Below are 23387 nucleotides of genomic sequence, written 5' to 3' on the forward strand. Positions count from 1 at the left end.
CTTTAATTGCCACAAAACAATAGCTCAATATCATTGTTTTAAGATGTATTAAAGTTGAGCCAGCTTCTTTTCCTTTTCTTAGAGGAAAATATTAACACAAATATATTAGATTACTCGTTAAGAAGTGTTAAAAAGAATACGTATAGAGTCATTTTTATTTAAGTTCGTATGGATTCAAAAAAATAAGTCTACAACACAAGTGATTTTTAAATAACTCGTTGAATAATAAAAGAGTTGAAAATAAAATCATTTTTATTATAAAAAATAAAATAATATGCAAAAAACACATATCCTTTGGGCAGATGATGAGATTGATTTTCTAAAACCTCATATTCTTTTGCTTGAAGAAAGAGGTTATAAGGTAAAGACAGTAAACAACGGGAACGATGCAGTAGAAGCTTTCAAAGAAGGGATTTTTGACCTTGTGTTTTTGGATGAAAATATGCCTGGATTAACAGGATTGGAAACATTAGCAATCTTAAAATCCATAAACCCAACTGTTCCAACAGTGCTGGTTACTAAAAACGAAGAAGAACATGTAATGGAGGATGCCATAGGATCTAAAATCGATGACTACCTCATCAAGCCTGTAAATCCGAAGCAAATTCTATTGACAATTAAAAAACTAACGGAAAATAGACGACTTGTAAACGAAAAAACATCGATGGCTTATCAACAAGATTTTAGAAGTCTTGGAATGGTCCTTAATGATGACTTGAATTACACACAGTGGACAGAAGCTTATAAAAAACTAATTTATTGGGAGCTTTCTCTAGAAAAATTAGAAGATGCCGGTATGCATGAGATTTTGACCATGCAAAAGTCGGAAGCTAATGTACAGTTCTCAAAATTTATTGAGCGGAACTATATTAACTGGATGAAAAATCCAGATCAGGCTCCCATCTTATCCCATCAATTATTTAAGAAAAAAGTATTCCCACTATTAACAGAAGATAAACCCACATTTTTCTTTTTGATTGACAACTTACGTTATGACCAATGGAAGGTAATTAACGAAGTGATTACAGATTATTTTAGATTAGAAGAAGAAGATACTTTTTACAGTATTCTGCCCACAGCAACTCAATATGCTCGAAATGCTATTTTCAGTGGTTTAACTCCTTTAGAGATGGAGAAAAGATTCCCTAAAATGTGGCAAAATGATGAGGATGAAGGAGGTAAAAATTTATATGAAGACAAATTTTTAGAAGATCAGATCAATCGTATTTATCGTAAACCGATTAAACACTCTTATACCAAGGTATTGACGTTAGATCAAGGTAAAGATGTCGTAGATAATCTGAGTAATCTAATCCAAAATAACTTAAATATTTTGGTTTACAATTTTGTCGATATGTTATCTCATGCCAGAACTGATATGGCTATGATTCGTGAATTGGCAAATAATGAAGCTGCATATCGTTCTTTAACATTGTCTTGGTTTGAGCATTCGCCTCTATTTGAAGCATTAAAATGGTTATCTCAACGGAACGTACGGGTTATCATTACAACAGATCACGGAACAATCAAAGTAAAAAAACCAAGTAAAATAGTTGGCGATAGAAGCACCAATACAAACTTACGGTATAAACAAGGTAAAAATTTGAACTTTATTGATAAGGACGTATTCCTAATCAAAAACCCACATGATGCACAATTACCAAAACTACATATGAGTTCATGTTTTGTATTCGCAAAGGAGGATTCTTATTTTGTATACCCCAATAATTACAATCAATTTGTCAATTATTTTAATGAAACATTTCAACATGGGGGAATATCATTGGAAGAAATGATTATTCCTTTTGCCACTTATACATCCAAATAATTAATTTTGCAGCATGATAATCGAAGTCAATCAACTGTCCGAATTAAATCATGCTGCAAAACTACTTTTACAGTCATATCCAAGCGATCGCGTTTTCCTGTTTTATGGAAATATGGGAGCCGGAAAAACTACTTTTATAAAAACTCTGTGTGAAGCTTTACAAGTCGAGGATAATACATCAAGTCCCACTTTTTCTATTGTTAATGAATATAGCTCCGCCCAAGGACCGATCTTTCATTTTGACTTCTATCGATTGAAAGAAGAGCAAGAAGCTTACGATTTTGGTTATGAAGAATATTTTTACTCAGGAAATTATTGTTTTATAGAATGGCCTGAGAAAATACCAAATCTATTACCTGAGGATGCTAAAATAATTCAGATTGAAATTACTTCGCCTAACAGTCGAAAAATAACGATTAAATAGTTTCCACTCGAAGCAACTGATTGTGCATTTATTTCTCTTGACTTCAGCTCCTTCACCTTATTTACAACGACTAGTCAACAAATAAGCTATTAAAATAAACCCAGTCAGGACGTTTTAATCGTTTTACATTTGACTAACTTTAGCTTTTTAAGCTAGAATAATATTAATTGCTTATTTTTAAGCCGAATTAAAACGTTCGGCTTTTTTATTTGCACAACATGTTACAGTCTTCTTGTCAATACGTACCTTTTGATAAGGAGGTCCTTGGACTTCCCTACATCAATATTAAAAATCTTAGTTTTTGCTTTTCAGAAAAGTCAGATCTTTTTGCTGTAGAAGATGCCAATCTCGCCATACAAAAGAGTAAGATTACCGCTATTATTGGTGAATCTGGAAGTGGAAAAAGTACATTATTGAGATTGATTTATGGCCTTTTGGAACCGTCAACCGGAGAAGTTCGGTACAAAGGATGGCTGGTTCCTACAAGAAAAGATAAACTAATACCTGGTCATCAGGAAATGAAACTCGTTTCACAAGGATTTGATGATTTGAATACATTTGCAAATGTTTGGGACAATGTTGCCTCACAATTACCGAACACCAACTTAGAAGCTAAACACGATAAAACTTCAGCAATTTTAAAAAGATTACGTATTGATCATCTGGCAAAAAAAAGAATTGCAGATATTAGTGGTGGAGAAAAGCAACGTGTAGCCATTTCTAGAGCTTTAGTTAATGATCCGCAAGTTTTATTAATGGATGAACCTTTCAATCAGGTAGACGCATCCTTTAGAGATACTTTACAGCAAGACATTAAACAAATTGTGTTAGAGACAGGCCTTACAATTATACTTGTTTCTCATGACCCAACAGAAGTTTTGGCGCTAGCAGACGATCTAATTGTCATGAAAAATGGTCATATATTAGGTCAAGGTCATCCACGTGAGCTTTACGAAAAACCGACGAATGCTTATACAGCACAATTATTGGCAAAAAGTAATATTCTAAATAGCGAACAAGCCAAGCGATTGAATATCCAGAGTGATTCGACAATCATCATTCACCAAGAGTGGTTAACTGTTGCCCCTTCGAATGGGAACAATGATTTTCAATTGATAGACATTCGTTATAGGGGATTTTACAATGAATTAGTCATTGTTGGTCATGATGTACACTTGCATGCTATTAGTATGGCTCCTATTTTACCTCCAATCGGTACATTTGTACAGATCACGACCAATCATTATATCAGTCTTTAAGCAAAGCATCCAAGAATGAAATCAGTTTATTAAACTCTTTTTCTTCGTAGCCAACGGATTGATAAACGATATTACCTTTAGTATCTACAATGACATTTCGAGGGATCCCTTGTTCTGCAAAAAGACCAAATACACCTCGCTTTAAATCGGGATAAATTGGTAAAGAAAACGCATGCTTAGCCACAAAAGGTTCAATCTTTTCCCAATTTTCTTCACGAGCCAATACTAATAATGCGAATTTTGGATTGTCTTTATATTTTTCCCAAATCTCTTTTTGCAACCTAGGCAACTCTTCTCTACACGGAGGACACCATGTGGCAAAAAAATTAAGTAATACAACCTTTCCGTTCAAATCAATGTTAGTGATCTGTTCCCCATTCTTTTTCGGAACCACGAATGCAGGAGATGGTTCATTCAACTTTACTTTCCACCCACTTTCTGGTATCTGTGCTTCTGCTACAAAAAACAAGAAGCTAAAAATAAGACCTAAAATATTTTTCATCAGAATAATTATTTACAAGTGTATGTTTTCAACGGCATAAATGAACTCAGTTTGTTCTTTAATCGTGAGAAGCTACCATAAGTCGAATATTCATCACAGTTTGTTAACGTTAGGTATATGATGGTTATTTCTATCTGTTTTATAAGCGATTCGTCCAATCGATAAAGCTATCCAGCCAAGCAACTGAACTTGTTTTATTAAACAAACCAAAACCATGTCCTCCTTCTTCATAGGTTAACAATTTATTTTTAACGTGCACCTGATCAAGTGCTCGCATCATTAAATAACTGTTCTCAATAGGAACTGTTTTATCATCTTTTGCATGAACAAAAAATACAGGACAAACGTCTTTGTTTACATTCTTTTCAGCAGAAAATTCATTTACTTTTTCCAAAGAAGCATTTTCTCCTAACAAATTTAATTTAGACCCTTTATGGGTAACAGCATCAGTCATCGAAATAACGGGATAAATCAATCCTGCAAAATCCGGTGCTAAAGATAAGTGATCCGGGTTGGCAATAAAGGGGTGATCAGATTTCGTAATGAGCGTAGACGCCAGGTGACCACCAGCAGAAAAACCAATTACGCCAACTTTACTTAATGACGGAAAATTGCTTCGAATGAGCTGCATGGCACGTTGTGCATCTTGTATTGGACCGATACTTTTATCGACCATGATATTAGGCGATGGTAATCTATATTTAAGTACAAAAGCCGTAAACCCTGCCTGAGTCAATTTCTTTGCCACATCGTGTCCCTCATGGTCCATTGCGATATGCGCATATCCTCCACCAGGAATAATCAATACGCCAAAACCATTACCTTTCTTATCATTGGGTTTATAAACAAATAGTTCGGGAATATTAGCATTATATTTTGCGGTATCTTTCCGAATAGCATTTGGGATCTCATCTTGATATAAGGCTAACCTTTCTTGCGTAGAAGTCTGAAAAATAAGTGAAAATAAAACAATCATTAAAGGGAATTTCATCGGCTACAAACTGGTCACAATAATCAAGTCTAAGTCTTTAGCGGTCATATCAAATTTGGATGCAATATCCTTATTTGTTAATATTCCTTGATACAAATACGTGGCACATCTAATTCCAGCATTTTTCCATATCACGTTTTTAACACCTCCTTGCTCCGCAATATCTAATAATATTGGTGTAAATATATTCGTCAAAGCATACGTAGCAGATCGTGCAACACGAGATGCGATATTAGGGACACAGTAGTGAATAACATCATACTTCCTGAAAGTTGGTGTATCATGCGATGTTATTTCAGATGTCTCAAAACATCCTCCTTGATCTATGCTGACATCAATAATAACAGAGTTTGGTTTCATTTCAGAAACAGTTTCTTCTGAGATTACACAGGGAGTCCGACCATTTTTTGAACGCAAAGCACCAATTACCACATCACATCCTTTCACCGCCTTATTTAAAATCGTAGGCTGTATAATGGATGTATAAACTCGACTACCTAAATTATTTTGTAACCGTCTTAACTTATAAATTGAGTTATCAAAGACCTTTACTTGTGCACCTAAGGCAATTGCCGTTCGTGCAGCATATTCTCCAACGCTTCCCGCTCCAATAATAACCATTTCTGTAGGTGGTACACCAGTTATTCCGCCCAACATAAGCCCTTTACCACCAAAACTATTGCTTAAATATTCTGAAGCAATCAGTGTAGATGTGGCACCTACAATTTCACTCATGGCGCGAACAACAGCCAGGCAGCCACCTTCGTCCCGTAAGTATTCATAAGATAAAGCCGTGATCTTTTTTTGAATAAGCGCGTGGAGAACGGGTAATTCCAAGAGAGAAGGTTGGAGTGAAGACATCAAAATTTGATTATTCTTCATCATTTCTACTTCTCCTAAAGTGGGGGCACATATTTTCACAATACAATCTGCCTGATATACTTCTTCTCTTGAAGAAACAATCCGAGCCCCCTGCTCACTGTAATGATGATCTAAAAAATTGGAACCAGTCCCAGCCCCAGTCTCAATAACAACCTCATGCCCATTCTCTACTAAAAGACCGACAGACAAAGGTGTTAAACAAATTCTTCTTTCCTGAAATGCAATTTCTTTTGGTATCCCAATATATAATCTTTTTTCTCGGGAAGCGGTCGCTAATAAAGTCTCTTGAGGCTGCATCATTGCCTGACTTGCCAATTTACTTAAATCACTCATTTCTTCTATTCATTACTTTTTAAATTTACTATTTTTATTTAAGCTAGGCAAAACAAATTAAACCAATTCATACTTTTACGTTTAGAAAAAAAAACTACATTTGTACAACTAAGCACTAAAAGAAACTATGTTTAATAAACTTAATATTGTTCCTCGTTGGATTATTTTTGTATTAGATATTTTCACTGTAATCTTTGCTTTCATACTCGCAAATATCATCTATTATAGTTTTGATTTCGCTTTTTTACAGACGACTGATTTTGCGATCAGATTAATCTACTGTATAGGCGTCACAGCAGCCTCTTTTTATTTATTTAAGATGCATACAGGGATTATACGTTATACAAGTGCCGTTGATTCCATTCGTATCCTTACTGCCATTGTTTTCTCAGTCCTTGTCTTCTTTACTATTAAAACAATATTACTGGCTACAGGTGACATGAACTCCTTACCTGGTTCGCTCATCATTTTATATGCGTTATTTTGTTTTTTATTACTGACAACCTATAGAACATTTGTCAAAATATTTTTTGTTTATACAAAAAATGTAAAAACCGAAAGAAGAAATACGTTGATTTACGGCGCTGGAGATTTAGGGATTGCTGTTAAAAGAACTTTAGATCATGATGTGCGATCTAAAAATTCAATTGTAGGATACCTAGATGATAATGAATACAAAATCGGAAAAGTGATCGATGGGATCAAGATTTTTGACCCCAAAAAGCTTGGACAGGTAATTATCAATTTGAACATTGAAGAGCTTATTTTCGCTTCTCACAATATTCCTTTGGAAGCAAAAAACGATATTATTGACATTTGTTTGGAGAAAAAAGTAACCATCTTAACATTGCCTCCTGTTAAGAAAATAATGAATGGGGAATTAAATCCAAATCAAATACAGAAAATAAAAATTGAAGATCTTTTAGAAAGAGCTCCAATAAAAATCAGCAATGACAACATTCTGAATCAATTAAAAGGAAAGCGTATTTTAGTTACTGGCGCAGCAGGTTCTATTGGTAGTGAAATCGCGCGACAACTAGGAAAATTTGAACCACAAATGATTATTCTGTGTGATCAAGCAGAATCGCCACTTCATAACTTGCAATTGGACTTACAAGATGAGTTTCCACATCAGGTTTATCATTCTTTTATAGGAGATGTCCGTGAGATAGAAAGAATGAAATTGATGTTTGAAACATTTAGACCTCATTATGTCTATCATGCTGCAGCGTATAAGCATGTTCCGATGATGGAAAATCACCCTATCGAGGCTGTTCATACAAACATTGTTGGAACGAAAAACATTGCTAATCTAGCTGTTGAATATGACAGTGAAAAGTTTGTTTTTGTTTCCACAGATAAAGCGGTGAATCCGACCAATATTATGGGAGCTACAAAAAGAATAGCGGAAATATATGTGCAATCTTTCAATCATTACCTTCAGAATAACGCTGATATAAGTGCAAAAACTAAATTTATTACCACTCGATTTGGAAATGTATTGGGTTCAAATGGATCCGTTATCCCAAGGTTTAGAGACCAAATTGAAAAAGGCGGACCTGTTACGGTTACACACCCTGAGATTACACGTTATTTCATGACTATTCCTGAAGCCTGCCAACTGGTATTAGAAGCTGGCTCAATGGGTGAAGGGGGAGAAATTTTCGTTTTTGATATGGGAAAATCAGTAAAGATTGTGGAATTGGCGAATAAAATGATTAAACTATCTGGGTATGTTCCAAATGAGGATATTGAAATTAAATTTACAGGTCTACGCCCTGGAGAAAAATTATACGAAGAACTTCTCAATGATTTAGAAAATACCATGCCAACCCATCATAAAAAGATTATGATTGCTAAAGTGCGGGAAAATGATTTTAAACTAGTTAACAACCATATTGAAATCTTAATCGCGGGTATTAAACTTCAAAATAAGCATGATATTGTTTTAGAAATGAAGAAAATTGTACCTGAATTTAAAAGTCAAAACTCTATCTACGAACAAATAGATAAAGAACTTGAGGCAGAGAACAACTACATTAATAAAGGTTAACGTTTATTATATATAACAAAAACTTGCATATTTACTGTAAAATTGTATTTTTGCACTCTATATTTTCATTAAATAATAATGTCTAAGAATCAAAACCAAAATACCGCTGGGCAAGCGAATAAACCTTCACAAGGTTCATCTTTTCAAGACAATCAAAAAAGTATCACATTTATCGTTGGTGGTATTTTCGTGTTAGTACTATTATATTTTGGATATCAAAAGCTTTATTTGCAACCTAGAGCCGAAAAAGCTGCAAATGAAATATTTAAAGCAGAAGAATATGCCACAATAGATTCTCTTCAAAAACGTGCAATTGAAGGTGATGGTTCTTTCTTAGGGTTTAAGGAAATTGCAGATGAATATTCAAATACCAAATCAGCGAACATTGCAAATGCTTACTTGGGTGGATTGTATTTACGCCAAGGGAAATACAATGAAGCTCTTGAGGCTTTGGAAAATTATTCTGCAACAGGTAGTACAGTCCTTGATCCATTGGTTATTGGATTAAAAGGAGATGTATATTCTGAATTAAAGGATTATAAAAAAGCGGCTACTTTTTACAAAGAAGCTTCTGAAAAATCTGCAAACTCTTATACTACTCCATTATTTCTTAAAAAACTAGGATTGGTTTACGAGGCTCAAAACGAATACAAACAGGCTGAAGAAACTTACAAAAAAATCAAAACAGATTATCCAGAAAGTCAGGAAGCAGCCATGATCGATGGTCCTATTGGCCGTGTTCAAGCTCATTTATAGTATTTAACATTATTTATCATATAGAAGGCTACTCAAAAAGTAGCCTTTTTTTATTACATTTGCTCCCAATATGGCAAGTAGCATTAAAAATTTATCTGATTTCTCACATATAACAGTTGCAAACGCAAATCCATATAAATTTGGAATTGTAGTGGCACAATGGAATGCAGAAATAACTGGGGCTCTTTTAAATGGCGCAATTTCTGGTTTAGAAAAGCATGGAGCAAAAGAAGAAAATATCAAGATTATTGAAGTTCCTGGTAGTTTTGAATTAATTACAGGAGCAGACATTTTATTCCGTGACGATTCACTAGATGCAATTATATGTTTAGGGTGTGTCATTCAAGGAGAAACGCGTCATTTTGATTTTATCTGTGATGCTGTTGCGAATGGCATTAGTAATGTTGCTTTGAAGTATAATAAACCCGTTATTTTTGGTGTATTAACAACAGACAATCAGCAACAGGCATTGGATAGAGCCGGTGGCAAACATGGTAATAAAGGCGAAGAAGCTGCAATAACAGCTATTCAAATGGCACACATTAGCAGTCAAAACTAAACTGGTATTATTTTTGCCATTCTAGTTTGGATATTGCTATATAAGCTCATGTAAACGAATTGGAAAACATAAAGCTTATATAACTAAAATAAAAGAAAGTATACAATAATCTAATTATCAATATACAGAATGATCGACTTAGGCACTTGTTGGTGATTAAGTCGATTTTATATTTTATAAAGATTCGTAAAATGAAAAATAGTATAGTGATTATTTTCTCGTTAATCTTCTTACAATTGAACATAGGACTAGGATTAGCACAAGAAAATAATATTCAAACTAAATTATGGTCCTCTATTGGGGGAACAGGAAATTGGAATGAAACAACAATTTTATTATTTTCTTGCTCTGGAAATAATGACTCGGATATCCTTAAAAATGAGTCAGTACGTTCATTACTATGGAATAGAGCAACTGGAGCTTGTCGCTTCGAAGGTCTTTCTAAGAATAATGAAAGATTGGTTTACTTATTCAATTTCAAAAGTAATAAACCCCTCAAACTTTTTATTAGCGATGATGAAACGAACAACATAACAAACGAATTTCATCAAGATATTATTCATCAGGTTAAAGATGATTTAGGTCTATTATTATTACCAACACTGGCAGACCTAAAAGGCGTTAATTTTACTGATAAAGTGACTAAGCTTGTAAATAATGAAAAATTAATAAGTACACAAGTTGAATCTAAAACCAATTTCTTCAATGATCAACTACTAGGTAATCTATTAATAAGTGAAAAAACTGGAGAGATAAAAGTATTTAAAAACCTAACAACTGGAATCACGTATCAAGTTGATCAATATAAAGATACTGGCTCTGGATTACGACTTCCGACATCATTTACTGCTAGCCAGAATAAAAAGAAAAGCTGTACATTTGCAACTGTTTCTTCATTTGTACAAGTAGAAGCCTCAAAATTTACAGATTTATAATATGATTAATTGGATTCCTCTTACTTCTTTGGATCAACTCCAAGGATTATTAAACAATCAACAAGTATCTGCTATTTTCAAACACAGTACTAGTTGTGGAATAAGTGGGATGGCCAAAAGAAATTTGGAGCGCTTTGCTAATTTAGCCGATAAACCTTACGATGTTTATTATTTAGATCTGTTGGCTTTCCGGGAAATTTCTAATCAGATCGCTCAGATATGGCAAGTAGAGCATCAATCTCCGCAGTTACTAATCGTAAAGGGCAATAGCTGTCTTTTCGATGCTTCTCATGGAGAGATTGATTTTGATGATATTGTCAATTATTTAAAATAGAAAAAGCTACTGAAAGTAGCTTTTTCTATTTTAAATATGATTGTAATTTTCTTTATTCTCAGAAATACGATTAAATAGTATCGAGCACTATCCTTCTTCCTCCCACCAATCAGTTTTTAAGTCATCAATTTCGCGACGATCTCTTTTCGTTGGTCTACCTGTTCCACGATCCCGTTTTAAGATAGGCGCCTGGAAGACGGATTTAAAAGCTGTTGTTTCTTCTTCAGGTGTTTGATCTTCATAAAACTGCACGGCTGTTTTAGCATCTACCCGTCTCTCTAGAAGTCCTAATACTTTGACGATTTTACGTTCAATTCCTTTTTGCACTTGATAAATATCTCCTATTTTCACGACATAGGAGGCCTTAATATTTTGTCCGTTTAGTTTTACACGCCCCGCTTTACAAGCGTCAGTCGCCAAACTACGTGTTTTAAAAAGACGTATTGACCATAAATACTTATCGATTCGAAGTTTTTCAGTTTCTGCTGCCATTTGTACAAAAATAGTCATATTGACTTAAAATCTGTTCATTATACATGATAAATTGAACAAATTTTAACATATTTGTCCTCAAATAAAAGAATTAAAAATTTTTGAATTATAAAAAATGCCTGAACAATTAAAAAAACTTATTGAAGATGCCTGGGAAGACAGACAGCTTCTAGAATATAAAGAATATGCAGAAGCAATCCGTACTGTAATTTTAAAACTAGACAAAGGAGAATTAAGAGTTGCTGAACCAATTGGTTCAAGATGGCATGTAAATGACTGGATTAAGAAAGCAGTTATCTTATATTTCCCAATACGTGAAATGAGTGAATCAACTGCTGGTCCATTTGTTTACTATGATAAAATGAAATTAAAAACGAACTACAAAGAAATTGGTGTTCGTGTTGTACCTGGAGCTTCTGCTCGTTTAGGTGCATATTTGGCAAAAGGAGTTATTTTGATGCCTTCTTATGTAAACATTGGCGCATATGTAGATGAAGGAACCATGGTTGATACCTGGGCAACTGTTGGATCATGTGCACAAATTGGTAAAAATGTCCACCTAAGTGGTGGTGTAGGTATTGGCGGTGTATTAGAACCTGTACAAGCGGCTCCAGTAATCATCGAAGATAATGTTTTTGTTGGTTCAAGAACAATTGTTGTAGAGGGTATACGTGTAGAAACTGAAGCTGTTTTAGGTGCTAATGTTGTCTTAACAGCATCGACTAAAATCATTGACGTATCAGGTCCTGAACCAGTAGAATATAAAGGTTACGTACCTGCTCGTTCTGTTGTTATCCCTGGTTCTTACACTAAAAAATTCCCTGCAGGTGAATTCCAAGTCCCTTGTGCACTAATCATTGGTAAACGTAAGGAGTCGACGGATAAGAAAACGTCTTTAAACGATGCCTTACGTGAACACAATGTTGCTGTATAATACAGAACAGCTGTTAAAAAGAAAAAATGAGTCAATTTGTAGATAGAAATGATATCAATCAAGCTTTAGAAGTTCTCAAAAACGGAGGTTTGATTTTATATCCAACAGATACGATCTGGGGTATAGGCTGTGATGCCACAAACGCTGAAGCTGTAGAAAAAGTTTTTCAGTTAAAGGGCAGAGCTAAAGATAAAAGTCTTATTGTTCTTCTACATAATGAGAATCAATTGGCAAGTTACGTTTCCGAAATCCCGGAAGTAGCTTACCAATTGATTGAATACACCGATAAACCATTAACAATTGTTTATTCGGCAGCTAAAAATCTAGCATCCAATGTTGTTGCAGAAGATGGTTCAATAGGAATTCGTATTGTTAATCATGATTTTTGTCAGCAGCTTTTACAACGATTTAGAAAGCCATTGGTATCGACATCTGCCAATATGAGTGGCGAACCTTCTCCGAAATGCTTTGATGATATTTCAGATGATGTTAAAGAGCATGTTGATTACATCGTAAAGTTTGGACAACATGAAAAGGGTGACGGCAAGTCATCAAGTATTATGAAGTTAGATCCCAGTGGAAAATTTGAATTTATCAGAAAATAAGATTGATATGAAAAAATTAGTATTACTTGCAGCTTTGACAGAACCTAATAAAGAAATTACATTCGTTGCTGATGGTGTATTAGTTGTAAAATAGGTCTAGAGAAAGATATTAAAAAGGTTATTTTCTGAATAGGAAATAACCTTTTTTGTTTTAATGCCTATTTATTAAATAAGCTTGATAAATTTGTACTACATGAAAATGATTAAAACAGCACCTGCACAGTCGATCAATCTAAAAGGTCAGCTGATCACATTTGATCACCCTATTATTATGGGTATTTTGAACGTTACCCCAGATTCCTTTTTTGATGGGGGTCAATATAATAACATCGAACAGGCACTCGAAAAAACGAAACAACTATTAGCCGCTGGAGCAGACATTATCGATATTGGCGCGTATTCCTCTCGACCAGGAGCTCCTTTAATCTCTTCACAAGAAGAAATAGACCGAGCTCTTCCAGTAGTACAAGCCATCGTTAAAACCTTTCCCGATATTATTCTTTCCATAGACACCTTTCGCGCAGATGTCGCTGAGGCTTGTGTACATGCAGGTGTACATATGATCAATGATGTATCGGGAGGTATTATTGATCCTGAAATGTTTCCTACGGTCGCGAAATTGCAGGTTCCTTATATTTTAATGCACATGCGCGGCACTCCTGAAAATATGCAGAAATTAACCCAATACAACGATATTGTAACAGATGTCGCAATATTTTTAGGAGAAAAAATCGCGGAGTTAAGACAGCTCGGAGTTAAGGATATTATTCTTGATCCAGGTTATGGATTTGCAAAGACAATGGAACAAAATTATGAACTGGTTTATCGGATAGATGAATTGCAATATTTTGGTTTGCCTATACTTGGGGGTATATCCAGAAAATCTATGATCTATAAAAAATTAGGTATTAGTCCTGAGGAAGCATTAAATGGGACAACAGTTCTGAATACTTTATTATTAAGTAAAGGTGTCCAAATCTTACGCGTACATGATGTAAAAGAAGCGAAACAGATTGTTGATTTATTATTTCAATAATTCTGTTAAATCGGCTATATAAAAACAAGAGCGGGATTAATGATCATTAATCTCGCTCTTGTTTTTATATCTTCCCTATAATACTTCCATCAATTTTTCAAATGTCATCCCTCTTGACCCTTTCAGTAATATCGTTGAATCTTTAATCGGATGGTTAGATAATGCCGATTTAGCATCTGCAGTTGTTTCATAAAATTCTGTATCTGCATATCGTTGTTCATAAAATGCATGACCAACAAAGATTAATCGAGCTCCAAAAATAGATTTTGCATTTTCCACAACCTTTTTATGCTCTTCAAAAGATTCTGCTCCTAATTCAAACATATCTCCCAAAATCACAACTTTATGTTTTGCTTCAATTATTCGAATATTATCTAAAGCAGCTTCCATACTTGTTGCATTAGCATTATAGTAATCACAGATAACCGTATTGTGAGCTGTTTTCGTGATTTGAGAACGATTATTGGTCGGTTTGTATTCCGAAATAGCATCATTAATCAACTCCAAAGACACATTAAAATAATTACCAACGGCAATAGCTGCCAAAAAGTTCTCCGTATTATAAGAACCCGTTAATTGCGTATCAGCATGAAACTGTTTATCCAATTGTTGCAAATGCCACTCGATTTGTAATAATGGGTTTGCTTTAATCAGTGTTCCAATAATATCATTTGATGCTGAAAAACCATACGTGATTACTTCTTTTATCATCCGTTGTCCCGCCATCTCTTTCAAATGTTGATTATCCGATTGCAAAAACAGCGTTCCCTGATTTTCCTGTAGCCAATCATAAAGCTCTCCTTTTGTTTTCTTTACACCCTCAAATGATCCAAATCCTTCTAAATGTGCTTTACCTACATTAGAAATCAAACCGTGAGTTGGCTCAGCAAGCTTACATAGAAAATCGATTTCACCCACATGATTCGCTCCCATTTCAATGATTGCAATTTCAATATCTTGATGAATCGACAGTAATGTTAATGGAACGCCAATGTGATTATTCAGATTCCCTTTGGTCGCATACGTTTTATATTTCTTAGCCAATACAGCATTCAATAGTTCTTTAGTAGTCGTTTTGCCATTCGTCCCTGTAACGCCAATAAAAGGAATATTCAGCTGTTTACGATGATGGTGTGCTAGGACTTGAAGTGTAGTCAACACATCTTGAACCAATACAAATCGTTCATCTTTTTGATACTGTTCTTCATCGATGACGACATATTGAGCACCCATGGATAAGGCTTGCTCTGCAAATTCATTCCCATTAAAATTTGCCCCTTTTAAAGCAAAGAAAATCGAATTTGGTAAAATATTGCGTGTATCTGTTGATATAACAGGATATTGCTTAAAAATGCTATATAATGCTTCTAATTCCATTATTAAACTCTTACTTGAATACTTTGATGATTTCAATCGTTAAACAAAGATAGTTATTTAGAGAACGATTACTCACTACAAAAGTTTGATTTTGGATTTAGGTTTAAACGAAATACCATTTTCTAAAATAACAATATAAGACTAAACATTATATCAAAATACGATGACGAGTATGATCGTTAGATAAGAAAGAGCCACAGTAATAAACTAATATAGAATCTTTGTTAAAGCGTTCTGTCTAAAAAATCCTTTATTTTATCCATCATCGGATCAAACCAAGGGTTAAAAAGCCAAAAGGTATGTGGCGTATCATCAAAAACGAAGAATTCAGAATGGATTCCAAAATCATTCATTTTTTTCATCATATCCGCTCTTCCTGTATGAAAATGAGGAATAGAACTGTTCAAAAATAACATTGGTGCTGTAGAAGAGTTGACCTGATATAAGGGAGATGCATTTTTCCATTGGATTGGATTTTGATCATAAGTTCCCCCTAGCCAAAATGCAGCAGCCTCTTCTTCTTGTGATTCCGAGTGATGAAAAGCAAGAACTCCGTCGATATTAATGACAGATTGAACAATAGATTCTTTGTTTTGATATGCATTCGTTCCCAAAAGGCTTGCTAATTGTCCACCAGCATCAGTTCCAATGACAGCAATTCTCTTCGTATCAATTGGTAATTGCTTTTGGCTTTTAGCCCACAAAATAGCATCTGTTAAATCCACATATGCAGCTGGAAATTTGGCCTCTAAAGCAAGTCGATATTCAACACTTAACACCACAAATTGATGAGCCAATGATCTTGCCATCGTAGCCATCATTTCTTTATTTCCAGATTGCCAGTTTCCTCCATGTATCAAAACGATACAAGGATATTTTGAATCAAAATCCCGAGGAACATAAGCATCTAAAGAAAGAATTCTGTCCTCCGTTTTTTTATACGGAATCTGGTGAAGTGTCAAAACTGTTGAATCAATCCGTTCTGCTACAGTAATGTAAGGTCTTTTCTTACTTTCTTTGATAAAAGCACCCTGTACTGTAAAAGAAGTATCCATCTTTATCAGCGCTTGTGCGGTGCTTGTTGAGCAGAAAATATGGAAAAGAATAATCCAAAAATAAACCTTCATTATTTAAAAATTTTATGCGCTTCAACGATCTGTTCTACAATCATTCTTGCTTCTTCAGATTGAAACATTGTTATTTTTTACGTAACCTTTTCTATGGATTGATAAAATATATCCTCCTCTAATGTACCAAACATCTGAATAAAAATTCAAATCTCCAGTGGTTATTTATTTTGTAAAATGGATCTTGCAAAAGATGCAATCAAGTCGAGAAGCCTGCTATTCTGCTCCAAATAGGCATATTTGAGAAAGATACGCTGGAACCTATTGGGAAAATTATTGAAGAACAACACTAAATTATTAGACTTTAGTTTTTAAATATAGGGCCAAAAGAAGCTAGATTAAAAACTTCCTTATTACTGAAAACGTTTGCGTAAATATAAACAGCTATTATGCCTCAAATTCTTATTATATGCCCTAACTTAGGATATATCAAAAGTCAAATAAGATAATCCATTTTCAACCTTGCATAAGGTTGAAAATGGATATTGATATACCTTTTAGAAAGTCAAAAGAAATAAGCTTACCTATATATTTCTGATAATATATAGAAAAAAGTAAACCAAAACATGAACAATAATAAACCAACAAAGTACCGCTGGAGCATATGTGCTCTCCTATTTTTTGCCACGACAATTAATTATTTAGATAGACAAGTCTTGTCCTTGACTTGGAAAGACTTTATAAGTCCTGAATTTCACTGGACAAACAGCGATTATGGAGATATAACAGCATTATTTTCTATTTTTTATGCCGTGAGCTTGCTTTTTGCTGGCCGTTTCGTTGATTGGTTGGGTACAAAAAAAGGATTTATCTGGGCAATTTGTATTTGGTCGATCGGTGCTATTCTTCATGCTTTTTGTGGTATTGCTACAGCTGGATATTTGACTGGAAATTGGTTTCTCAATTTTGAGGAATCTAAATCAGTCATTATGAAGATTAGTGATATTGGGTTGGTTATCAATACGAGCGTCGTCTTATTTATTTTTGCAAGATTTGTACTAGCAGTAGGAGAAGCAGGGAATTTCCCCGCTGCCATTAAAGCAACTGCCGAATATTTCCCTAAAAAAGACCGTGCTTTAGCAACAAGTATTTTTAACGCAGGTTCTACTATTGGGGCTTTAATCGCTCCAATTACTATCCCTGTCATTGCTAAATACTATGGTTGGGAAATGTCATTTATTATCATCGGAGCACTCGGTTTTGTATGGATGGGGTTTTGGATATTCATGTATAAAAACCCTGAAAAACACCCTAAAGTAAATGAAAGTGAATTGGAATATATTTTACAAGACACTGTTCATCAGACTGAGGAACAAAAATCAAATGAAAAATCAAAAGTATCTTTCCTAGCGTATTTTAAATATAAACAAACTTGGGCTTTTGCATTTGGTAAATTTATGACAGATGGTGTTTGGTGGTTTTTTCTATTCTGGATGCCTGCTTATTTGAGTGCTGTATATGACATCAAATCTTCTGATACACAAGGGCAATTAGCCATTTTCGTTCTGTACATGATTACTTTAGTGTCCATATATGGGGGCTATCTACCGACATTTTTTGTCGAAAAAAAAGGTATGGATCCATATGAAGGTAGGATGAGGGCAATGTTAATTTTTGCTTTTATACCCTTGATCGTTTTATTCGCACAACCATTGGGTCATATATCTTATTGGATTCCTGTCATTTTTATCGGTATTGCAGCAGCTGCTCATCAATCTTGGTCGGCCAATATCTTTTCTACTGTCGGTGATATGTTTCCCAAAAAAGCCATTGCAACCGTAACAGGAATCGGTGGATTAGCTGGAGGATTAGGTTCTTTTTTCATTAATAAAATATCTGGTGCGTTATTTGATAGAGCTAAAGAAACACACATGACTTTTATGGGGTTTGAAGGTGAAGCCGCGGGATATTTTATCATATTTTCTTTCTGTGCATTCGCTTACCTTATCGCATGGGTAGTCATGAAAACATTAGTTCCAAAAATGAAACAAGTAGTATTATAAGAACACAAATTCAACAACCTAATCCACAATTAAATTAAAATGAACTTAGATTTAGAAAGCATTTTCTATGAGGAAAATAACATTCCTCATGAATTTACGCTTCAAGAGCAAGTCGACCAACGTGAGTTCCTTTCAAACGGAGATATGATCCCTTGGGAAGGTCAAATCAATGAAGTCTTTTCACCCATATGTGTCAAGACCAAGGATGGTCTTCAACGAAAACGTATCGGTAGCTTCCCTGTGTGTACTGAAAAGGAGTCAATGGCTGCACTTGATGCTGCTGTTAAAGCCTTTGATAATGGTCGCGGTGAATGGCCAACAATGAGTGTTGCAGATCGCATTACCTGTGTAGAAAATTTCACAAAAAAGATGATCGAGAAAAAAGACATTGTTGTCAAATTGATCATGTGGGAAATTGGAAAATCTTTTACCGATTCGATTAAAGAATTTGATCGTACAGTAGAATACATTTATGCAACTATTGATGCTTTAAAAGATATTGACAGACAATCTTCACGATTTGAGATAGAGCAAGGTATTATCGCGCAAATTAGACGATCCCCACTAGGAGTAGTGCTTTGTATGGGCCCCTTTAATTATCCCTTGAATGAAACCTTTACCACGCTTATTCCTGCGTTGATCATGGGAAATACGCTTTTATTTAAACCACCTAAGCATGGAACTTTATTGCACTACCCGTTATTAGAAGCATTCAGAACAAGCTTTCCTAAAGGAGTTGTGAATACGATCTATGGTAGAGGTAATACTATTGTTCCTAGTTTGATGCAATCTGGAAAAATTAATGTGTTGACATTAATTGGATCCAGTAAAGTAGCCGATGAATTAAAAAAATTACATCCAAAAGTAAACCGTCTACGTGCTATTTTAGGATTGGATGCTAAGAATGCGGCGATTATTACCAAAGATGCAGATCTTAATTTAGCCGTATCAGAAACTGTTTTAGGATCACTTTCATTCAATGGTCAACGTTGTACTGCAATCAAGATTGTATATGTACATCGCAGTATTGCGCAAGAATTCTTAAAACGTTTATCAGCTGAAGTAGAAAAACTACAGTATGGTATGCCTTGGGAAAAAGGAGTTTCTTTAACACCTTTACCTGAATTGAACAAACCAGCATATCTAACAGAATGTATTGAAGATGCTATTGCAAATGGAGCAAAAATTATCAATCCAAATGGTGGACAGGTAAAAGAATCATTTGTGTATCCTGCGATTATGTATCCTGTGAATGCCAATATGAAACTTTACCGAGAAGAACAGTTTGGACCAGTAATCCCAGTTGTTCCTTTTGATGATCTGGAGGAACCAATTGAATACCTCATCGATTCATCACATGGTCAGCAAGTAAGTATTTTTAGTAATAATGCCGCGGTGATATCTTCTTTAATTGATCCATTGGTTAATCAAGTAAGTCGTGTCAATATAAATTGTCAATGCCAAAGAGGACCAGATATCTTTCCTTTTACAGGTAGAAAAGATAGTGCTGAGGGAACCTTATCTGTTGTCGATGCCTTACGCGCATTCTCAATTCGTTCACTTGTTGCGGCAAAATTTACGGATGACAATAAAAACATTCTTAATGAAATTGTTAGTAATAACAGCTCCAATTTCTTAAGTACCAAATACATTTTCTAATGAAAAAGGGGCAAAGCCCCTTTTTCATTTAATTTGTTTTCTCGAACTAATATTTTGCTCCCGAATATCTTCAATCTGCCGGTTAAGTCCCTTCACTACTCATCCACTTTTCAACAGTAGGTGGATCATAATTGATCATTTTATCTAATAAAGATTCAATATTGGTATCAACCAATAACATCTCTTGATTTTTTTGTTTTAATAAACCCGATTGGACCATATTATCAATAAAAGCAATTAAGTGATCATAAAACCCATTTGTATTCAATATCCCTACTGGTTTCTTATGTAATCCTAATTGTCCCCAAGTAATCATTTCAAACAACTCTTCCATTGTACCGAAACCTCCCGGTAAAGCAATGATTCCCTCACAAAGATCATTCATCAACATTTTACGCTCATGCATATTTTCTACCGTGATTAACGATGTAATGCCATGATGAGCGATTTCTTTTTTGTTCAAGAAATGAGGAATCACGCCAACAACTTCACCTTCATTTTCCATAACTGCGTCTGCAATAGCCCCCATCAAACCTACCTGTCCGCCACCATATACCAATTTAATTTTCTGAGTCGCCAAAACTTGACCGACCCGATACGCTTCCTTCATCCAAATAGGGTCAAAACCAGGACTTGAAGCACAAAATACAGATACACTTTTCATCTAAATAACTATTATTTGTATATACAAGTTTACTTAATTATAAGAAAAAAACCGCAAATACTTTCGTATTTACGGTTATCACTAAATAAACATTGAAACATCTTATTATTGCGCACGTTGCTTTTCTTCGTTGTCCGTATTCTTTTTATTAATCACATTTTTTAAGTTTCCAAACTTATAAGAATAAGTCAGGCGAAAAACTCGACGATCTTGATCTTGTCTAATTTTAGTATTGAAGATCGAAAACATAGTTGATAAATTATTATTACCCGTATTGAAAACATCAGATACAGCTAGTTTAAGTGAACTTCTCTTATCCTTGAAGTTTTTTGTCAAACCAACTTGTGCATCCCAACGACTTTCTAGCTTATAGATATTGTAGGTAAAAGGAGAAAAATAGCGAAGATTCATCTCAGCAGATACGGAAGGAGATATTTTAAATGTACTCATTGAATTTACCTGCAACAAAAAACTGTTGTTATCGATGTGCTCTCCTGAAATTGTTCCATCAAAATTCATATAGACAGCCGTTATATTATTATAAGTAGACCAGAATTTCGCTACTTGCACCGGAATACTCAAGTTCAAAAATGCAGAATTATTCTTTCCAAGATTCTCACGTGTCACCCATGTCGTATTTTTAACAGAGTCTTGCCCCATACTTTCGACAATAGCATCTGTCTGTCTATTGTATCCTAAGGAAATATTATACTTTTTATATAAGGTATAATTCAGATTTAGCTCATTAGAATATTGCGGGTTTAAATAAGGGTTTCCTTTTTCAGAAGTATACTTATCAATAAAATAATCAAATGGATTCAGTTGACGATAATTTGGTCTGGTTATTTTCCGTGCATAACCTAAAGAGAAAATATGATTCTCATGGGCATTAAAACTCAAATTTGCAGAAGGAAATAAATCAAAATAATCTCGCTTTACTTGTTTGTTTTCTGTAATAGAATGTCCATCAGACTGCGTGTATTCTCCTCTTAATCCAGCTTTAATACCCCATTTTCCTAGTTCATTTGCATAGTCGATATAACCTGCAGAAATTTGTTCTTTGTAAACGAAATGATTAGATCTATTCACAATATTTGTCCAGATATTATCGATCTGCTCTTCAAACAGCAAATCGTTATCTGATTTTACATTTGAATATTTTAAGCCTGTCTCTAGATTTGAAGTCTTACTTAAGGGTTGACTGTAATCTAATTTAGCAACATAGATATCAATCCCTATTGGCATCTGGCTCCGCAACAACTCTGGATCTCTTATTAATTCGTTATGATTGTCAAATAGTCTATTATCATAATTTGCTTGTTTGCTATTCTTAAATTTACTCCAATCTAAATCCAAAACAAGTTTCTTACCTGATGAATCTATTTTAAATTCATTATTAAAATTCAGGGAATAACGATTAAATTTCTCCTTAAAGTTTGTCATGGATACCAATGTTGAATCCAGCTCTGTAAGGTTTGGCCCAATTAAAGACTGACTCTCATTATCATTGAGCTCAACATTATTACTACCATTAAATTGCAAAGTCATGATATTACGATCGGAAGTTCTTTGTTCTACACCAATTTTATAGGTATGTGTTCGATCCTTAATATCCATGTTCGTACTTTGGTCAAATGCCGTTTCTTTACCATTGTTTGAAATGATTCTTTTGATCGAGATTTCGTTCAATTGTCCCTCATCATTATAAGAATAAGATCCAAAATAAGTTGTATTTTCCTTTTTATAGTTAAGCGATAAAGCAGAATTTCCCTTAAACTTTTTACCAAAACCAGCGGTAGCAGAAAAATTACCATTAAATCCTTCCATTCTATTCTTCTTCATCACGATGTTAATCGTCCCCACACTACCTTCTGCATCATCCTTTGCATTGCGAGATTTCGTTACTTCAACAGACTTAATCTGACTGCCATCCGTAGTTTTCAATAAGGTGGTCAATTGTTCACCCGTCATATACGTCTGACGGCCATCAATGGTAACTGTCACACCAGATTGCCCCATTAATTGCAGGTTGTTATCATTATCTAAGCTAACTCCAGGTGCACGCTGAACAATGTCCAATCCATTATTTCCTGCTGAAAGAGAAGAATTTTCAACATTTAAGATTAACTTTCCTTGTTTATTTTCGACAAGCGGTTTTCTTCCTTCTACCGTTACTTCTGACAAGGTCTTCGAACTTGGAATCAATTGTAAATCCGCGGCTTTATAAAGTACATCGCTATATGTAAAGGTTGCTGATTTCTTCGAATCATAACCAATCATTCGTGCTTCAACATAGTAAGATCCAGGTGCAACATTATTAAAAGCATATAACCCTTGTTCATCTGTAACAGCTGTTTTTAAGACAATATTATTGTTACTACTAATCAGATAAGCAGTTGCAGCAGATATCGCCTCATTTTTTTCATTCACAACTTTTCCAGTGACTCCAATAGCTGCCCATAACAACTGGGTAATTAATGCTAAAAAGACTGTTAGTAATAATTTTATTTTCATTTTACGGTAAAGGTTTCCTTATTCAAAAAATAATATTTTTTGAATAGTTAGTATTCGTTTATAAATAATGTTACAGCTTGATTAGTTTATTTATAGTAATATAAAGGTGCTAAGCACCTT

21 protein-coding genes are annotated in these 23387 nt (G+C 34.4%); 13 read left to right on the forward strand and 8 right to left on the reverse strand.

All coding sequences use genetic code 11. The features are described from left to right. The first annotated feature begins 274 nt into the window (after positions 1–274). The 3 genes from LZQ00_RS15110 to LZQ00_RS15120 all read left to right on the forward strand — a co-directional run bounded on the left by LZQ00_RS15110 (position 275) and on the right by LZQ00_RS15120 (position 3511). Positions 275–1828 (forward strand): bifunctional response regulator/alkaline phosphatase family protein, encoded by a 1554-nt coding sequence (locus LZQ00_RS15110; protein ID WP_234510095.1) that lies wholly within the window; start codon positions 275–277, stop codon positions 1826–1828. 13 nt (positions 1829–1841) lie between these two features. After that, positions 1842–2252, forward strand: a complete 411-nt coding sequence (gene tsaE, locus LZQ00_RS15115) for a tRNA (adenosine(37)-N6)-threonylcarbamoyltransferase complex ATPase subunit type 1 TsaE (RefSeq protein ID WP_234510096.1) — start codon at positions 1842–1844, stop codon at positions 2250–2252. A gap of 218 nt (positions 2253–2470) precedes the next feature. Next, positions 2471–3511, forward strand: coding sequence for an ABC transporter ATP-binding protein (locus LZQ00_RS15120; protein WP_234510097.1), 1041 nt, complete (start codon positions 2471–2473; stop codon positions 3509–3511). Here the strand turns inward: LZQ00_RS15120 and LZQ00_RS15125 are convergent. From LZQ00_RS15125 to LZQ00_RS15135, 3 genes are all read right to left on the reverse strand, one after another. Next, on the reverse strand, positions 3501–4013 hold the full coding sequence (locus LZQ00_RS15125) for a TlpA family protein disulfide reductase (protein ID WP_234510098.1): 513 nt from the start codon (positions 4011–4013) through the stop codon (positions 3501–3503). The genes LZQ00_RS15120 and LZQ00_RS15125 overlap by 11 nt on opposite strands. Before the next feature lie 139 nt (positions 4014–4152). Next, on the reverse strand, positions 4153–5004 hold the full coding sequence (locus tag LZQ00_RS15130; protein WP_234510099.1) for an alpha/beta hydrolase: 852 nt from the start codon (positions 5002–5004) through the stop codon (positions 4153–4155). Positions 5005–5007: 3 nt separating this feature from the next. Further along, positions 5008–6219 (reverse strand): alanine dehydrogenase, encoded by a 1212-nt coding sequence (locus tag LZQ00_RS15135; protein WP_234510100.1) that lies wholly within the window; start codon positions 6217–6219, stop codon positions 5008–5010. A 127-nt stretch (positions 6220–6346) separates the two neighbouring features. Between LZQ00_RS15135 and LZQ00_RS15140 the strand changes: the two genes are divergently transcribed. From LZQ00_RS15140 to ytxJ, 5 genes are all read left to right on the forward strand, one after another. Continuing rightward, a complete protein-coding gene (locus tag LZQ00_RS15140) occupies positions 6347–8272 on the forward strand; it encodes a polysaccharide biosynthesis protein (RefSeq protein WP_234510101.1) in 1926 nt (641 codons plus the stop codon). A 78-nt stretch (positions 8273–8350) separates the two neighbouring features. Then, positions 8351–9028, forward strand: coding sequence for a tetratricopeptide repeat protein (locus LZQ00_RS15145; protein WP_234510102.1), 678 nt, complete (start codon positions 8351–8353; stop codon positions 9026–9028). Between the two features lie 70 nt (positions 9029–9098). Then, on the forward strand, positions 9099–9587 hold the full coding sequence (gene ribH, locus LZQ00_RS15150) for a 6,7-dimethyl-8-ribityllumazine synthase (RefSeq protein WP_234510103.1): 489 nt from the start codon (positions 9099–9101) through the stop codon (positions 9585–9587). Positions 9588–9778: 191 nt separating this feature from the next. Continuing rightward, a complete protein-coding gene (locus tag LZQ00_RS15155) occupies positions 9779–10522 on the forward strand; it encodes a hypothetical protein (RefSeq protein WP_234510104.1) in 744 nt (247 codons plus the stop codon). A 1-nt stretch (position 10523) separates the two neighbouring features. Further along, positions 10524–10856 carry a bacillithiol system redox-active protein YtxJ gene (gene ytxJ / locus LZQ00_RS15160; protein ID WP_234510105.1) on the forward strand — a complete coding sequence of 111 codons (333 nt, stop codon included), beginning with the start codon at positions 10524–10526 and terminating at the stop codon, positions 10854–10856. A gap of 87 nt (positions 10857–10943) precedes the next feature. Here ytxJ and LZQ00_RS15165 read toward each other — a convergent pair whose 3' ends face one another. Next, on the reverse strand, positions 10944–11366 hold the full coding sequence (locus tag LZQ00_RS15165) for an RNA-binding S4 domain-containing protein (RefSeq protein WP_234510106.1): 423 nt from the start codon (positions 11364–11366) through the stop codon (positions 10944–10946). A 97-nt stretch (positions 11367–11463) separates the two neighbouring features. On the opposite strand from LZQ00_RS15165, the gene LZQ00_RS15170 reads away from it, so the two are divergent. From LZQ00_RS15170 to folP, 3 genes are all read left to right on the forward strand, one after another. Then, positions 11464–12282, forward strand: a complete 819-nt coding sequence (locus LZQ00_RS15170; protein WP_234510107.1) for a 2,3,4,5-tetrahydropyridine-2,6-dicarboxylate N-succinyltransferase — start codon at positions 11464–11466, stop codon at positions 12280–12282. 26 nt (positions 12283–12308) lie between these two features. Beyond that, positions 12309–12887 carry an L-threonylcarbamoyladenylate synthase gene (locus LZQ00_RS15175; protein ID WP_234510108.1) on the forward strand — a complete coding sequence of 193 codons (579 nt, stop codon included), beginning with the start codon at positions 12309–12311 and terminating at the stop codon, positions 12885–12887. A gap of 193 nt (positions 12888–13080) precedes the next feature. After that, positions 13081–13923, forward strand: coding sequence for a dihydropteroate synthase (gene folP, locus LZQ00_RS15180; RefSeq protein WP_234510109.1), 843 nt, complete (start codon positions 13081–13083; stop codon positions 13921–13923). 75 nt (positions 13924–13998) lie between these two features. On the opposite strand, the gene LZQ00_RS15185 is transcribed toward folP, so the two are convergent. Both LZQ00_RS15185 and LZQ00_RS15190 read right to left on the reverse strand, forming a co-directional pair. Next, a complete protein-coding gene (locus tag LZQ00_RS15185) occupies positions 13999–15300 on the reverse strand; it encodes a UDP-N-acetylmuramoyl-tripeptide--D-alanyl-D-alanine ligase (protein ID WP_234510110.1) in 1302 nt (433 codons plus the stop codon). 224 nt (positions 15301–15524) lie between these two features. Beyond that, positions 15525–16427 carry an alpha/beta hydrolase gene (locus LZQ00_RS15190; RefSeq protein ID WP_234510111.1) on the reverse strand — a complete coding sequence of 301 codons (903 nt, stop codon included), beginning with the start codon at positions 16425–16427 and terminating at the stop codon, positions 15525–15527. 566 nt (positions 16428–16993) lie between these two features. Between LZQ00_RS15190 and LZQ00_RS15195 the strand changes: the two genes are divergently transcribed. Both LZQ00_RS15195 and LZQ00_RS15200 read left to right on the forward strand, forming a co-directional pair. Beyond that, the gene (locus tag LZQ00_RS15195) at positions 16994–18430 is read left to right on the forward strand and encodes an MFS transporter (protein ID WP_234510112.1); all 1437 of its coding nucleotides are present in this window, start codon (positions 16994–16996) and stop codon (positions 18428–18430) included. Positions 18431–18469: 39 nt separating this feature from the next. Continuing rightward, positions 18470–20089 (forward strand): NADP-dependent glyceraldehyde-3-phosphate dehydrogenase, encoded by a 1620-nt coding sequence (locus LZQ00_RS15200; RefSeq protein WP_234510113.1) that lies wholly within the window; start codon positions 18470–18472, stop codon positions 20087–20089. Between the two features lie 82 nt (positions 20090–20171). Here LZQ00_RS15200 and LZQ00_RS15205 read toward each other — a convergent pair whose 3' ends face one another. Further along, on the reverse strand, positions 20172–20753 hold the full coding sequence (locus LZQ00_RS15205) for a TIGR00730 family Rossman fold protein (protein WP_234510114.1): 582 nt from the start codon (positions 20751–20753) through the stop codon (positions 20172–20174). Positions 20754–20858: 105 nt separating this feature from the next. Beyond that, complete coding sequence (locus tag LZQ00_RS15210; protein ID WP_234510115.1) at positions 20859–23267, reverse strand: TonB-dependent receptor domain-containing protein; 2409 nt, start codon at positions 23265–23267, stop codon at positions 20859–20861. Positions 23268–23387 lie beyond the last annotated feature (120 nt).

Origin of the sequence: Sphingobacterium sp. SRCM116780, assembly GCF_021442025.1 — a bacterium.
Taxonomy (GTDB): Bacteria; Bacteroidota; Bacteroidia; order Sphingobacteriales; family Sphingobacteriaceae; genus Sphingobacterium.

Excerpts from the sequence above, each read along its gene's own strand:
- LZQ00_RS15110 (WP_234510095.1), top strand. The coding sequence starts at position 275 with ATGCAAAAAACACATATCCTTTGGGCAGATGATGAGATTGATTTTCTA.
- tsaE (WP_234510096.1), top strand. The coding sequence starts at position 1,842 with ATGATAATCGAAGTCAATCAACTGTCCGAATTAAATCATGCTGCAAAA.
- LZQ00_RS15120 (WP_234510097.1), top strand. The coding sequence starts at position 2,471 with ATGTTACAGTCTTCTTGTCAATACGTACCTTTTGATAAGGAGGTCCTT.
- LZQ00_RS15125 (WP_234510098.1), bottom strand. The coding sequence starts at position 4,013 with ATGAAAAATATTTTAGGTCTTATTTTTAGCTTCTTGTTTTTTGTAGCA.
- LZQ00_RS15130 (WP_234510099.1), bottom strand. The coding sequence starts at position 5,004 with ATGAAATTCCCTTTAATGATTGTTTTATTTTCACTTATTTTTCAGACT.
- LZQ00_RS15135 (WP_234510100.1), bottom strand. The coding sequence starts at position 6,219 with ATGAGTGATTTAAGTAAATTGGCAAGTCAGGCAATGATGCAGCCTCAA.
- LZQ00_RS15140 (WP_234510101.1), top strand. The coding sequence starts at position 6,347 with ATGTTTAATAAACTTAATATTGTTCCTCGTTGGATTATTTTTGTATTA.
- LZQ00_RS15145 (WP_234510102.1), top strand. The coding sequence starts at position 8,351 with ATGTCTAAGAATCAAAACCAAAATACCGCTGGGCAAGCGAATAAACCT.
- ribH (WP_234510103.1), top strand. The coding sequence starts at position 9,099 with ATGGCAAGTAGCATTAAAAATTTATCTGATTTCTCACATATAACAGTT.
- LZQ00_RS15155 (WP_234510104.1), top strand. The coding sequence starts at position 9,779 with ATGAAAAATAGTATAGTGATTATTTTCTCGTTAATCTTCTTACAATTG.
- ytxJ (WP_234510105.1), top strand. The coding sequence starts at position 10,524 with ATGATTAATTGGATTCCTCTTACTTCTTTGGATCAACTCCAAGGATTA.
- LZQ00_RS15165 (WP_234510106.1), bottom strand. The coding sequence starts at position 11,366 with ATGACTATTTTTGTACAAATGGCAGCAGAAACTGAAAAACTTCGAATC.
- LZQ00_RS15170 (WP_234510107.1), top strand. The coding sequence starts at position 11,464 with ATGCCTGAACAATTAAAAAAACTTATTGAAGATGCCTGGGAAGACAGA.
- LZQ00_RS15175 (WP_234510108.1), top strand. The coding sequence starts at position 12,309 with ATGAGTCAATTTGTAGATAGAAATGATATCAATCAAGCTTTAGAAGTT.
- folP (WP_234510109.1), top strand. The coding sequence starts at position 13,081 with ATGAAAATGATTAAAACAGCACCTGCACAGTCGATCAATCTAAAAGGT.
- LZQ00_RS15185 (WP_234510110.1), bottom strand. The coding sequence starts at position 15,300 with ATGGAATTAGAAGCATTATATAGCATTTTTAAGCAATATCCTGTTATA.
- LZQ00_RS15190 (WP_234510111.1), bottom strand. The coding sequence starts at position 16,427 with ATGAAGGTTTATTTTTGGATTATTCTTTTCCATATTTTCTGCTCAACA.
- LZQ00_RS15195 (WP_234510112.1), top strand. The coding sequence starts at position 16,994 with ATGAACAATAATAAACCAACAAAGTACCGCTGGAGCATATGTGCTCTC.
- LZQ00_RS15200 (WP_234510113.1), top strand. The coding sequence starts at position 18,470 with ATGAACTTAGATTTAGAAAGCATTTTCTATGAGGAAAATAACATTCCT.
- LZQ00_RS15205 (WP_234510114.1), bottom strand. The coding sequence starts at position 20,753 with ATGAAAAGTGTATCTGTATTTTGTGCTTCAAGTCCTGGTTTTGACCCT.
- LZQ00_RS15210 (WP_234510115.1), bottom strand. The coding sequence starts at position 23,267 with ATGAAAATAAAATTATTACTAACAGTCTTTTTAGCATTAATTACCCAG.